The following is a 13,406-nucleotide window of genomic DNA, read 5'->3' on the forward strand; positions in this document are numbered from 1 at the left end:
CGTTTGTTTGTGCAGACGAAATGACCTGGGACGTATAAGGCTTATGGTTGCACCTTAGTCCCAGCAGGTTCGGACCACTGGACTTTGACCAAATCGCTGTCGGCGGCCTGGAAACGGGTCATCAACAGGCGACTTCCATCTGGGTGAAGGTGGAATTCCCAGGAATCTGAATTCTTGGCCAAGAGTTGTCGTTGCTTCTGTTGAGTGTTGAGGTCGAGTTGGACAAGATAGGTGCTTCCGTGTGCGGGTTCGGTGAAGTACAGCGTGTTGTTGTGTACTTGCCAAGTGCTGCCGCTGAGGTGAAAGAAGGTGTGGACAAACTGTCGTTCGCCTTTATTGTTCACCTGGTGCAGTTTCAATTCATGGTCAATCACAAAGCTGCGACCATCCGCTTGTTCCCGATAGTAACTGCTGTTTCCGGACTGGTAGCTGATTTGCCCATTGGCCAGTTGATAGGCGTGCAAATCGCTACTGTCTTCTTTCAGTCGAGAGAAAAAGATGTGTTGGTTATCCCGGCTCCAAGAGGGAGGGCCGACTTTTTCCAGTTCGCTGCTGATGTATTTGAATTCGCGACTGTCGAGGTCCAGTACAAACAGTCGGTCTTCCATACGCCCAGCCAGAAATTTCTGATTCGGGCTCAGTACCAGTTCTCGCGTGACATGACGTGGATTAAACGTCCACAATATTTCCGGCATGCCATCGAGTGGGTGCCGGACAATAGCAGCGCTGTGTGCGTCCTTTTGGGTGTAGAACAAATCACGGCCATCGTGGCTGTATATTGGATGAAATTCCGCCTTACGGGATTCCAGCTGTATCCTGGGCTGGAAAGTGTCGGGCAGGAATGGGTTTGCGATCTCCAGCGTATCGGTGTAGTTCATGGTGTGGCGGCGCATATAAAAACAACGTGGGCCACAGTCGTAAAAAATATCATTGAGCCCAGGGGCGGTGCCATTTTGTTCCCATAAGCGATCGCTGTCGATGCTGTAATAGTAGAGATCACCTTTGAAGCTGCTGACGGCCAGATCGGCGACGCTACCATCATGGTTTTTTACAGCGCTCTCTTTGGACAGCCACAACACCCGATCACCGAAAAAATTCAAGTTCCTCTCCGCCACCAAGCTGTTGTCGCTCATATCCATCAGCGTCATGGCATAGCGGCGGCCGACCACATTTTTAAGAATGGCCAGATAACGGCCATCAGGAGATTCTTTGGCGTAGAACGCGCCATAGCCTTGTTTGCTGGAATAAGTGACTTGTTCAAAGCTGTGTGTGTCGAGCCGATAGCGGAAGATTTCCCAGGGCTCGTTGTGCTGGATTTCGTTGAAGAAATACAGCGCTTTGCCATCCGAAGACCAGCTGCTCAGCGATTTGGTGCTGCTGTCCACGCTAATGGGTTTGGCATTGCTCAAGCCTGAGATGGGGTCATAGTCGGCAATATAGATCTGTGTGTGCTCATCGTTCTGGCTTTGAAGATTGTAGGCAATTTGTGTCCCGGAAGGTGAAAACAGGCCTCGGTAATAGCTGCCCTCTCCGTAGCTTATTTTTTGAACGAAGGCGCTGTCGAGATCCTTGGTATATAAATGTAAGTCTTCATTGCTGTGGTTTCGTACCGTAAACAGCAGGCGTTGGAGCTCGGGGTGAAAGTTGCCTTCAATCTCTGAACCCGTGAGTGAGGTCAGTGCGGTTTCTTTCAGGGGGGCGATCGTTGTTGTGGTATCGCTGTTGTTCTGTGTGAGCCACGGATACGCCAGGGCCGCGATCATTCCCAGCGCCAACAGGGATGCCAATCCAATCTGCCGCCAGGGTGTATTGTTCTCTTTCTCGGAGGGCAATATCGGCCGACGAACATCGGCAACCAGGATGTAACCTTGAAGGGGTTTGGTTTTGATGTAACGGGGGTTTCGGGCATCGTCACCGAGCGCCAAGCGCAGCTTTTTTACCGCCCTGCGTAAAGAATCATCGGATACCACTCGGCCCTGCCAGACATGTTCGAGCAACTCTTCCCGGGTGACAATTTCCCCGGCACGGCTGGCCAAATACTGTAAAAAATCACACAGTAAGGGCTCCAGCTTTACGGCCTTATCACCTTTACTCAGCTCACCGCGGCCTAGGTCAAACTGCCAATCGGCAATTAGCACAGTTTTCCCTATAGGGGCTGTTTTTTCTAAATTTCCCATTAAATCAATAGCTTACTGGTGTGATTATTTGTGATCACGTATTTTACACCATGGTTACAGAAGATCCTAAAAGCTCATTGGTGAGTCACGCCCCAGTTTGTTGAACTGCTCGCTCTTCAACACCGGTGCTGCTGTGAAAGCGCCGGCTTATATACAAACGATGATCGATAGGCGAGCTATGAATAGAACACGAGCTGAGCACAACACCCAGTCAGGGTTTTCTTCCAGGAACCCAAGGCTTGGAATGCCTTTGCGGCGAGTCTTAGCGGGGTGGCTGGGGTTCTTCAGCTGCGCGGTGGGCCCTCTCCATGCTGAGGTTGCGGAAATCCCCCAAGTGAAAACCGCCAAAGTTAAGGCCTGGCAGCAGGGCCGGAGTCATGCGCTTTATTGCGTGGTGAATACGCCCTTTGTCTTTCAGGCCGACAGCCACAGCGAGGCAGAATTGCTGACCATCTTGCCTGAGGGCAGCCGAGTGAAAAAAGGCCAGTTGGTTGCCGAGCAAGACCGCTTTTATCTGATGCAGGCTCTGGGGCAGCTCGAAATAGATCAAAAGCGAGCCAAGGCTGAGCTCGATCATGCGGTGAGTGAACAACGCCGGCTGGAAGTATTGGATCAGCAAAAGTTGGTGGCGAATGCTCAGCTGAATCAGGCAACTCTGGTGCGCATCAGTGCTCAATTGACGTTGGAAGCTCTGGCCAATGACAAGCGGACCCTGGAGCGGAGAATCAAACGGCTGCAACATCGTGCGCCTTTCGATGCTCAAGTATTGACCGTGAGTGCGGAGCCCGGGCAGCAAGTCGGCCAAGGACAAACCTTGTTCCAGTTATTGCCATTGGCACACAAGCAGCTTGAATGCCGATTGCCTTTGGACATAGCCCGAGAGCTGGGTCTGCTCAGTACAGTATTGTCGGGCCGTGATACCAACATAAACAATGCAAACCCGGAAGGCAGTAATCGCGATGTCTGGTCGGATATCCTGAGTGGTGTGGAATTTATATTAAGCCACGACTCCGGGCCCAAAACATCGGAGGGGGAACGCTTTCATGGCCAACTGTCCCTAAGCGAGCTCAGTCAGAATGTGGATATTGATACGCAAAACCTGCGAGCGTATTTCCACTACCAACGCTTGGGCGGAGCCCCCTTACTGGTGGGGCAGCGAGTGAAAGTAGAGATACAGCAGCGTTATCAGGACGTTAGCCGTGTACCTTACGATGCAGTCACTCTGGCTGGCAGCAGCTACGAGTTGTGGCAACTTAATGCGGACAACACCGTCAGCAAAGTTAATCCCCAAGTGATTTCAACCAGCAAAGACTACTTTGTTGTGCGTTCGCCTTTAAAGGCGGGCGATACGGTGGTTGTCCGTGGACAGAAGCAACTGCAGGAACAACAACAGGTGCGTGGCATAGGTGAACGTTCATGAAACAGGAACAGCGATTTGCCCCCATTATTTTGGTAAGCACTTTATTGATTATTCTAGCGGGCATAATAAGCGGTGTGGGTTTACCCAACAGCTTACTGCCGGATATTTCCAGGCCGCAAATTGAGTTGTTCAGTCGCTGGTCTGGAAAGACGGCCAGTCAGATTGAACAAAGCCTGATTGTGCCCCTTGAACAGCAGCTGGCCGGTATCGCGCAGATGAGTGAGATGCGTTCGAATATTCGAGCGGACACGGCCACAACGGTGCTGACCTTTCAAAGCGATGCTGATATGAAGCAGGCGTATATTGATGTGTTGTCGGCGTCCAGTCAGGTGCCAAACTGGCCGAGCCAGGTGCCCAAACCTTTTATTGAAGATTACAGCAATGGTGCCGGCGCCACTTTGGCGAGCTTCTTTGTTTATCATCGAGATAAATCCGTTAGCGATCCGGATGCCTTGATTGACGCTTACAAGTTCTATGTGGAACCCGCCTTCGCCAATATTCCAGGTATTTCGGGTGCCGTGGTTGGCACACCGGTTGATCGCCGGGTGGATATTGAGTTTGATCCGAAACTCTTGGCGAAATACTCCCTGACCCAGACTGAAATCATCTCGCGACTGAACAACTTTGTCGACCGATCGGGAGGCAATTTAAACTTCGGTGCGCGCGAATATGATTTGCAATTCAAGGGACAGTTGTCCATGGAGGAATTGGCCGAGGTGGCTATTGCGGTGAAAGACCAGCACATTGTTCGCGTTCGAGATATTGCCAGCGTGCATACGCGTCTGGCGTCAGATTGGGGCTATTTTGCTTTGGAAGGCAAACGTTCCCTGTATTTCTTTTTGCAGCCCGGAAAAGACATCAACGTATTGGAGACGATCGGAAGAATCAAGCAAACCATGGCGGAGCTGAATGAGGGACCGTTACAGGACAGTGGTATTGAAATTGCCATCAGTCGAGATGATTCTGTCGCTATTTCAAATGCCTTGTTGCTGGTCTACGGGAGCTTGGTCCTCGGCATTGTTCTGGCTTGCGGTATTCTGTATGTCTTTCTAAAAAACTGGATGTCGGTATCGCTGGTATTTTTGAGCATTCCCTTTTGCCTGGCGGTAGTTGCTCTGTTGATGAGTTGGGGGGGCTACAGTCTGAACGTCATTTCTCTGGCGGGTATGGCCCTTTCGATCGGCTTAATTCTGGATGCGGCGATTATCGTGGTGGAAACGCTGAATCGCGTGCAGAAAACCGATGCCGATTCCCCTTCAGACCATTCCGAGTTTGCGACGGAAGCAAGGCGGACACAGGCCATGCGAGATGTGCGTGGGGCGCTGTTTTCCTCCATTCTCTCCAGCATAATCGTGTTTTTACCCATGTTGTTTATGAATTCAAGTGAAGGTCGTCTGTTCCAGGACTTGGCTTTTACGATTTCAGCGGCACTGGCGGCATCGGCTTTATTCGCACTGTTGGTGCTGCCATTTTTGTATCATCGTTTTGCACCCTCTGGATCAGCAGCAGGGAAAACTCCCCTCGATGAAAAACGTTCTATGGCGCTGACGCGTTGCTTGGTGTACCCGGCAAAAGATCGGCGTATGGCAGCGGTTATTTTGATACTGGCCGTTCCGGTGGCGATCGTCTTGAGTCTGTGGATGCGCCCACCGGTGGATGTGTTGCCCGACCCAAAACAAAACATTATTTCCGGTTTTGTCCGTTTTGAAGACCCTCTGTCGGTAGAAACAATCGAAAAGGAATACGCCAAGGTGATGGTCGCTCGAGTGGAACAGCAGCTTCAACAACGGCAAGATCTGGGCATTCGAACCCATGGTATGTTTTGTTTCCCCGACGGTTGTCAGATTTACTTCTACACCGACGGCAGTATGGAATTTTCAACGCTTAAAGAGTGGTTGGAAAAAACGATTACCCATGATCTTGTTGGTGTTCAGGTTTTCTCGGTACAAGGCGGTTTGCTGCGCTTTGCTATGCCCAATAGCCGAGTAACGCAATTGGATATAAAAGGCGCTGACTTGGCCAAGCTGCAATTGGCAGGTCGGGAGCTGCTGACGTATCTGAGGAAGCAGTACCCTGACGCGAGAATCGAAGAAGACACCCCCTTGGACAATCGTGCGACTCGGGTTGAATTTATTCCCAAGCAAGATCAATTGATCCATCTGGGGATTACCCCTGCTGAGTTGAACCGACATTTGTTGGCATTGAGTGGGGGTGTGTACCTGGGGGATTTCTATACAGGCTCCAACACCTTGCCATTTTATTTTAAAGCCCAAGACCCGGCGTATTTGGACGAGTTATTGGACACGGAAATATTCGTGATCGGACATGGCCTGATTCCTCTGCGTCAACTTGCGGAAGCCAGTATTCAATTGGCCCCTGAGTCTATTTTTCGGGTGAATCGCGAGCTGGCAACCTCAATTGCCGTTACGCCGCCGGAAGGTCAGGCGATGGGTGAATTCGTCGACGCATTACGTCCGAGTGTCAGTGCCTATATGAGCCAACACCACCCGGGCTTACATCTAAGTTATCGTGGTAGTGCCGACAAATTGGCAGAGTTCCTACAAGAATTCGTGCAGATCTTTCTGTCGGCACTCGCTATCCTGGCGATTCTGATGTACTTGAGTTTGAAATCCTGGAAGCTTGCGGCGGCGGTATTGTTGTCGATGCCATTGGCCATCTTTGGGGGCATGTTAAATCTGACGTTACTCAATCTGTTTGTTCCCCAGAACCTCGATATTATCACGATGATCGGTTTTATCATTCTGATGGGTTTGGTCATTAATAATGCCATCCTCCTCGCCAGCCAGTTTCAGCAGGGGCTCAGGCAGGGTTTGACTCAAGACGCAGCTGTGTTCCAAGCCATTGCAACACGTCAACGTGCTATCTATATGAGTACCGGCACAAGCATATTGGGTATGCTCCCTTTGATGATCAGTCCCGCCAGCAGTGCAGAAATCTACCGCGGGCTGGCCGCTGTAATTTGTGGTGGCATGATTTTCAGTGCCCTGTTCAGCATCAGCTTTATGGCGGCGCTGTTGTCTTTGCCTGTGTTCAGTGACGAGAATGAGATAAGCCCTAGTGAAGATCGGCCTGATCAAGTGTTCGAACTTGCTGGTGATTCATAGGGGTTGATAACGTCATAAATCTTCTGTGTGTGGTTTTGAGGAAAAGGAAGATGGTCTTATGAAATTTCTGCTTGGAAGTTTCATAAGCCCACTTTTTGGGGGCAAGCAAGATTCATTGATTGCGTTCTATATCGTCTGGCCGTTCACTACCACGGTTGTCTATCTCTGTCGCCTAGTCGGAGGAGCTCTCCCGAGATTTCTAGTGCATTACCTGTCTGAAAAATACAGCCTTATTGCATATCTTGCATAAGCTGTGCTCAAAAATTCACTTTTTTATCCCTGACGGCCCACTTAAAGTAATCCTGCCCTTCGGGAAATGACCTTTATTTTCAGGGCAGCGAATAAATACCGTCCAGAAGATAAATATAAATGCCTAAAAATTTGCTAATACTTTTGAGTGTCCTGGTATACGCAGGGTTACTTATCTTTTTGCCCCTCGACGATATGCTCGTGAAAGGGCTGAGTTTGTTCGTGTTCATTGCCATCTTATGGCTAACCGAAGCCATCCCTCTGAGCATTACCGCTCTGTTGGTGCCTCTGTGTGCAACATTGACCGAGATTCTTCCTTTGCGCGAGGCGTTGGCGAGTTTCGCAACCCCTATTATCTTTCTGTTTTTGGCCGGTTTTGCCATGGCCGCCTCCCTTAAAAAACAGGGCATTGATATGTACCTGGCGGATAAGGTCATACAACTCGCGCGCGGCAATTTGCTGCCGGCTATTCTGCTGCTGTTTGGCCTGACGGCCGTAATGTCTATGTGGATGTCCAACACAGCGACCATTGCCGTCATGATGCCCTTGGCGCTGGGTTTGATTGCGCAAAGCAGCCCGAAACCTTGCGCTAAACTTTATCTCTTTGCACTTCTGGGTTTGGCCTATTCCGCCAGTGTAGGGGGTATCGCGACCTTGGTGGGTAGCCCGCCAAACGCCATTATTGCTCTTGAAATGGGTTTAGACTTCTACGGTTGGTTGCAGTATGGCTTACCTATTTCTGCAGTGTTATTGCCTTGTGTGTTAATCGCTCTGTGGCTAATGATTCGCCCGGATTTGAATCACAAGTTTGACTACGAGCCAACCAGTTTTACGTTTACCCGAGAAGGTGTCCTCACTATTGCGATCTTCCTGATCACCGTTTTGTTGTGGGTATCTTCCAAAAGCATATCGGCGGCACTTGGGGGCATTAAAAACTTCGATGTTTTGGTCGCTTTGCTGTCCATCACTCTGTTGGGTATCAGCCGTGTTATCGACTGGAAAGACATTGAAGAGCAGGCGGACTGGGGAGTGTTATTGCTCTTTGGTGGCGGCCTATGCCTTTCGGCCATTCTTAAAACAACGGGTGTCAGCGATTTTATTGCCAATGCTATCAGTAGCGGTTTGATTGGCGTCAGCATGTGGTTGGTGATTGCAAGCATTGCGCTCTTTGTGGTGTTTCTTACCGAGTTATCCAGTAACACGGCCAGTGCCGCGGTATTGGTGCCCATATTTGTTCCGGTTGCTGAAGCTTTAGGGGTGCCGGCCATGGCCATGGCTATCACGATTGGTGTCGCAGCCTCCTGTGCTTTTATGTTGCCGGTGGCAACACCGCCAAATGCCATTGTGTTTTCATCCGGCAAAGTCCCCCTCAATGAAATGATGAAAAAAGGTTTAGTGCTCAACATGATGTGCGTTGTGCTGCTGTTGTTGTTGGTTCAAATGGTCTGGTAGGCGTGATGTGTTTGCCGGGCAAGATATGCAAAAGTGAGGAAAAATAATGAAGAGAATATTTGCGTCCAGCTGTCTGTCGATTGCGGTGTTGCTGGCCAGTGGCGGCATTGCGACGAATACGCTTGCTCAAGCCGAGGGTGCCGAGGCACCTAACGTCTCCGTCTTTGATTCGGCGATTTACAGTAATTTGTTTGGCACAGATGAAATGCGTGCCGTGTTTTCAGATGAGCAGCTCATCAAAAACTGGCTTTTGTACGAACGTGTTCTGGCCGACGTTCAATCTCAATACGGTGTGATCCCGAAGAAGAATGCCGAAGCGATCGCTAAGGCGGCTCGCTATGAAAACATCGACATTAAAAAATTGCGTAAGGGGACCAACAAAACCGGTCGTTCCATTTCCACGCTGACCAAACTGGTCAGAAAAGCCGGTGGGAAGGACGTGAGCAATTACCTCCACTGGGGAAGTACCACCCAGGATGTGATGGATTCTGCGACGGCTTTGCAGGTGAAACAAGGCCTCGAAATTCTGGATCGACAGTTAAAAACCGTTATTGAACAAATGGCCGTGTTAGCGGAAAAACACAAAGCAACACTTATGGTGGCGAGAACCAACGGTCAGCAAGCCACGCCAACCACCTTTGGTTTCCGATTGGCCAGTTATATGGTTGAGCTGGACCGTCACCGTGAGCGTATTGCCCAGCTCATGCCGAGGGTCGCAATCGGCCAGTCCAATGGTGCTGTTGGCACCTTGGCAGCGACAGGCCCCAAAGGGCTGAAAGTTCGTAAAAAAGTCATTGAAGATTTGGGCTTGAATGTTCCCGTGTTACCTTGGAATGCCAGCCGGGATCACTTTGCTGAAGCTGTTGCGGTTACCGGGTTGGTACACGGTACTTTGGGGCGTTTGGCGACCGACATCAACAATTGGTCACGCCTGGAAGTCGGGGAAGTGAAAGAAGGCGAAGGCGGTGCGAGCAGTACCATGCCTCAGAAGAAGAACCCTCGAGCGTCAGAATTCATGGGTGGATTGGCCCAAATGGCTCGCTTGCGTATGTCGGGCATGCTTGAGATTACCGCCCATACCGACACCCGCACGGGCTCCCCCTGGATTGTGGAGTGGTCACTGATTCCGGAAATGTTCTTGATCACCTCGGCTTCTCTGAATCGTGCAGAACGTATGTTTGCCAAGTTGGAAGTCTATCCTGAGCGCATGAAGAAAAACCTGGCGCTGTCGGAAGGTTATTCCATGTCGGAATCGGTGATGCAGCACCTGGCAAGAAAAATTGGTCGAAACAAGGCTTTCAAAGCCGTTAAGTCTGCGATCAAAAAAGCGGAGCCTGGCCAGAGTTTAAGAGATATCATCTTGACCAACCCAGAGTTGAAAGATCATATTGGTGATGATCTGGATGCTGTTCTGGCGCCAGAAAACTATCTGGGTGCAGCGCCAGAGATGGTTGAACAGGCAGTGCGTCACGTAAGATCACGTAAGTGACGTTCAAGTCGCGTAGATCGCTGTAAGCTGTCGCGAGTCACATGTGAACGCACGCTCCATTCAATGGGGCGTGCTATTTTCCTTCCACAAGGGTGTTCTCTCCCACCAGTGATTGGATGTCTTCTTTCAAGTATTCCACAAAACGTTTACCCGCTTCGGACAATTCATTGTGTTTGGGGTAAAGCAAACCAAAGGACATCCACCGTTCCGGTACGATCGGGCGTAATTCAACTTTAGATTGATCGACAATATTCGCCGTGAGTGCATCGGCAATGGTAATGCCGGCGCCATCCGCAACCAGGTGACAGGCCAGCTGAGACGAAGCCACATCACAAGAGAAATTCTTTTGGATACCAGCGGAGTGGAAAAAGTCTTCCAGTTGGGTGCGTAATAATAGTCCCGGTAGCAGGGCGATAACGGGTTCATCACTGAGATCTTCGGCGCTGATGCTGCTTTTGGATAACAGATGATGCCCTTTGGGCAATAGGGCTTGGGCGCGAACCTTCAACAAAACTTCCGTTTGAATATCCGGGTGTTCAATGGGGAGTACGCCTATGCCCAAATCATATTCTCTGCCAACCAGCCATTGCTCAGCGTCTCGGCGTGTTCGCACATCGAGAATGAGGTGGACATCTGGCTGCATGCTCATAAAGCGTTGCGCGGTTGGGGACACCAGAGAGGGTGCAATTCGAGGCATGGTTAACACGCGCAGGCGTTCTATCTGGTCATTACGTATCTGATCGGCAATGTGTCGGATCTCTTCGAGATTATCCAGAATACGCCCTGCTTCCTTATGAAAAGCAAGGGCTTGTGGGGTGGGGATCAAGCGACGCCCCTTGCGATGAAAAAGCTCCAGGTGCAATTCATTTTCCAGCGAGGAAATTAATCGGCTGACCGCCGATTGACTCAGGTGCAGCTTTTCACAGGCTTTTGCGATTGACCCTTCATGCAGGGTGAGTCGAAACGCTCTTAAGGCTTTGATATTCATGGTGGCTTATTATCGATTGTTGTGTGTCTTAGTTGCGTTTTATGCAAAAGCATATCGATTATTTGCACTTTTTGAAAGTTTGGTGCGGGTATATAGTAATCCCATGAGCTTTTACAAGTGACGACGTCGAAGGGTATTTCTATGTTTCGCAGTGCAAGTATAAAGACAAGCTTGGCATTGTTTAGCGCCGCTCTTTCGTTTGTCACTCTGAGCGCTAATGCGGAACTGCCTTCCAGTGTTAACTTGATTGTCCCCTATAAAGCGGGCGGTGGTGTTGACGCCTACGCTAGGGCACTGCGCAACGCTTCTATGGAAACTGATCGTTCTGTCTTCACCGTGCTCAACCGTCCTGGCGCCGGTGGTGTTAACGGTGCTCTCGCACTGTCAAGAGCACCGGCTGATGGTAAAAGTTCTCTATTGGTTTCGGCCAGTTCGTTTCTCTTATCTTCCAAAATCAGTGGTGCAACTTTCGATCCACTTCAGGCGTTTACGGCGGTAGCCAAATTGGGTTCGTTGAATACGGCAGTCGTCGTTCCCATCAACAGCCCCCATTCAAATGTTGAAGAACTGCTGGAAGCATTGAGGGAAAACCCTGATGCCTATCGTTGGTCGCACCCTGGGCGAGGCAGCTTCCACTATTTGAGCGGTGTAGAGTTTTTAGCGGCCAACGGTCTCTCGGTGAAAGACGTCCCGTTCAATGGTGGTGCCTCAACGCGGGTCTCATTGATGGGCGAGCACGTTAATTTTTCATTGATGGGTGTTCAGCAGGCCAAAGGCTTTACCGACTTTCTGCAAGTGTTGGCGGTGGATGCCGCCGAGCGTCATCATCTGTTTCCCAATGTGCCCACTTTTAAAGAAGTGTCTGGCACCCATGAGGTTTTGGCCTCCGACATTATTCTGTTTGTCTCTCGAGAAACAGATCCTGACCTTCAAACGAACATAAAACGCTATTTGGAAACATTGTGCCTCAGTGATGACTTTGCGAGAAGTCTCGAAAAGATGGGACTGAAGGCACAGTGCGACACCACATCAAATCTGGATGAATCGATGCAAGGCTTATTGAAAAGGTTTTAAAAAGCTGAAGATTGCAATCGCTGAATCCCAGAAAGTGACAGAAGTTATGTCTATCAAAAAGTCGAGGAGAGTATGAATAACAGAATAAAAACGCTGGTTGCTGCGGTATCTACTGCAGTGCTCATGGGTGCGGGTTCCGTGCATGCGGGTGAAGTACAAAGTGAAATCGAAGCGCTAAAAAAACGCCTGGCTGAATTAGAAGCCAAACTGAAAGAGCAGCCAAAGCTGAAACTGACTGGCGCTGGCTTGCGCGTAAAAGACCCAAAAAGTAAAAGCAGTTTCAAATTGAATGGCCGTCTGCATCTGGATGTGAATTCATTTGATGGCGCTTACAATGCTAAAAATAATGGAGATTCCGCGAGTGACGTGTTCGCACGACGCGCCCGCATCGGGGTTTCCGGTAATCTGGATCAAGATTGGTCGTACCAGTTCGTCATGGCATTTGCCGGTGGCAATCGTGGAGGTTCCAACCGGGAGGATGGCCGAATTCAGAACGCTATCCTGAGTTATAACGGTTTTAAGCGCAACGGTGGTCCGCAGATTCAACTGGGCAAGATCAAAGAAGATGTTACTCTTGAGGCGGTCACGAGCAGTAATCATCTCACTACGATGTCGCGCTCGGCAATCGTGAACAGTGTATCTCCATTTTTTAACTGGGGTGTCAGAGTCAATCAACGTTTTAAAAATTCTGGCCTGCGTTATGCTGCAGGTTTGTATCAAGCGGCCGATGGTTCCAGTAATGGCCGAGACAGTAAGGACGGCAACAATCTACTGGCCTTTACGGGTCGTGTGAACTGGGCGCCGTTCGCCGAAACCGGTAAGGTATTGCACTTGGGTGCTTGGGGTTCTTATCGTGATTTCGGGGGGAACGGTTTGCGAAACCGAGCTCGCGGTGAAATTCGCAACACGAATGTTCGTCTGTTGGATTCGAATGCCGGTGGCAGTTCTATCGCGGTTGACAAGATCACTGAGTACGGTCTGGAATTTGCGGGCGTGACAGGGCCTTTGTCTTTGCAGGCGGAATACATTGAGCGTGGCGCGGATACCGTTCTGTCTTCTGATCCCGAGCCAACACTGGATGGCTACTATGTTACCGCCAGCTACTTCCTGACCGGCGAAAGTCGACACTACGATGCCGCCAAAGGTGTATTCAAGCAACCTAAGGGTGTGCGCAATGCCTGGGAGCTCTATGCCCGATACAGCAATGCCGACGCCAGTTTCAATAATCCATCCCTGGCGGCCGGTTCACAGGGTACCGAATTGGATGTGCTGACTTTAGGCGTCAGTTACTTTGCTTCACCGCAGCTTCGCTTCATGTTGAATTATCAGGATGCTGAAGTGTCCGGTTCGAGTGCCGCAACCAACGCTCTGGTGGGCGATCAGGTTGACGGGAAAGGTCTTACATTCCGCACACAGTACACCTTTTAATCGT

8 protein-coding genes are annotated in these 13,406 nt (G+C 50.2%); 6 read left to right on the forward strand and 2 right to left on the reverse strand.

Annotation, left to right across the window (positions count from 1 at the left end; translation table 11 throughout):
* Positions 1 to 41 precede the first annotated feature (41 nt).
* Positions 42 to 2,138, reverse strand: coding sequence for a winged helix-turn-helix domain-containing protein (locus ABWW03_RS05015; RefSeq protein WP_353406754.1), 2,097 nt, complete (start codon positions 2,136 to 2,138; stop codon positions 42 to 44).
* Between the two features lie 217 nt (positions 2,139 to 2,355).
* On the opposite strand from ABWW03_RS05015, the gene ABWW03_RS05020 reads away from it, so the two are divergent.
* The 4 genes from ABWW03_RS05020 (at position 2,356) to ABWW03_RS05035 (ending at position 9,912) form a co-directional block, all read left to right on the forward strand.
* Entirely contained in the window at positions 2,356 to 3,597 is a 1,242-nt protein-coding gene (locus tag ABWW03_RS05020; RefSeq protein ID WP_353406755.1) for an efflux RND transporter periplasmic adaptor subunit, read from the forward strand.
* On the forward strand, positions 3,594 to 6,722 hold the full coding sequence (locus ABWW03_RS05025; RefSeq protein WP_353406756.1) for an efflux RND transporter permease subunit: 3,129 nt from the start codon (positions 3,594 to 3,596) through the stop codon (positions 6,720 to 6,722). The genes ABWW03_RS05020 and ABWW03_RS05025 overlap by 4 nt, the downstream gene beginning before the upstream one ends.
* 450 nt (positions 6,723 to 7,172) lie before the next feature.
* Complete coding sequence (locus tag ABWW03_RS05030) at positions 7,173 to 8,423, forward strand: SLC13 family permease (protein WP_353406757.1); 1,251 nt, start codon at positions 7,173 to 7,175, stop codon at positions 8,421 to 8,423.
* Positions 8,424 to 8,469: 46 nt separating this feature from the next.
* Entirely contained in the window at positions 8,470 to 9,912 is a 1,443-nt protein-coding gene (locus ABWW03_RS05035) for a class-II fumarase/aspartase family protein (RefSeq protein WP_353406758.1), read from the forward strand.
* A gap of 73 nt (positions 9,913 to 9,985) precedes the next feature.
* Here ABWW03_RS05035 and ABWW03_RS05040 read toward each other — a convergent pair whose 3' ends face one another.
* The gene (locus ABWW03_RS05040) at positions 9,986 to 10,900 is read right to left on the reverse strand and encodes a LysR family transcriptional regulator (protein ID WP_353406759.1); all 915 of its coding nucleotides are present in this window, start codon (positions 10,898 to 10,900) and stop codon (positions 9,986 to 9,988) included.
* A 141-nt stretch (positions 10,901 to 11,041) separates the two neighbouring features.
* Between ABWW03_RS05040 and ABWW03_RS05045 the strand changes: the two genes are divergently transcribed.
* Together ABWW03_RS05045 and ABWW03_RS05050 are read left to right on the forward strand one after the other, a co-directional pair.
* Positions 11,042 to 11,974 (forward strand): tripartite tricarboxylate transporter substrate binding protein, encoded by a 933-nt coding sequence (locus ABWW03_RS05045; protein WP_353406760.1) that lies wholly within the window; start codon positions 11,042 to 11,044, stop codon positions 11,972 to 11,974.
* A gap of 72 nt (positions 11,975 to 12,046) precedes the next feature.
* Positions 12,047 to 13,402 (forward strand): porin, encoded by a 1,356-nt coding sequence (locus ABWW03_RS05050; protein ID WP_353406761.1) that lies wholly within the window; start codon positions 12,047 to 12,049, stop codon positions 13,400 to 13,402.
* Positions 13,403 to 13,406 lie beyond the last annotated feature (4 nt).

The sequence above is a fragment of the Pseudoteredinibacter isoporae genome (assembly GCF_040372805.1).
GTDB classification, from domain to species: domain Bacteria; phylum Pseudomonadota; class Gammaproteobacteria; order Pseudomonadales; family Cellvibrionaceae; genus Pseudoteredinibacter; species Pseudoteredinibacter isoporae_A.

Excerpts from the sequence above, each read along its gene's own strand:
- ABWW03_RS05020 (WP_353406755.1), top strand. The coding sequence starts at position 2,356 with ATGAATAGAACACGAGCTGAGCACAACACCCAGTCAGGGTTTTCTTCC.
- ABWW03_RS05025 (WP_353406756.1), top strand. The coding sequence starts at position 3,594 with ATGAAACAGGAACAGCGATTTGCCCCCATTATTTTGGTAAGCACTTTA.
- ABWW03_RS05035 (WP_353406758.1), top strand. The coding sequence starts at position 8,470 with ATGAAGAGAATATTTGCGTCCAGCTGTCTGTCGATTGCGGTGTTGCTG.
- ABWW03_RS05040 (WP_353406759.1), bottom strand. The coding sequence starts at position 10,900 with ATGAATATCAAAGCCTTAAGAGCGTTTCGACTCACCCTGCATGAAGGG.
- ABWW03_RS05045 (WP_353406760.1), top strand. The coding sequence starts at position 11,042 with ATGTTTCGCAGTGCAAGTATAAAGACAAGCTTGGCATTGTTTAGCGCC.
- ABWW03_RS05050 (WP_353406761.1), top strand. The coding sequence starts at position 12,047 with ATGAATAACAGAATAAAAACGCTGGTTGCTGCGGTATCTACTGCAGTG.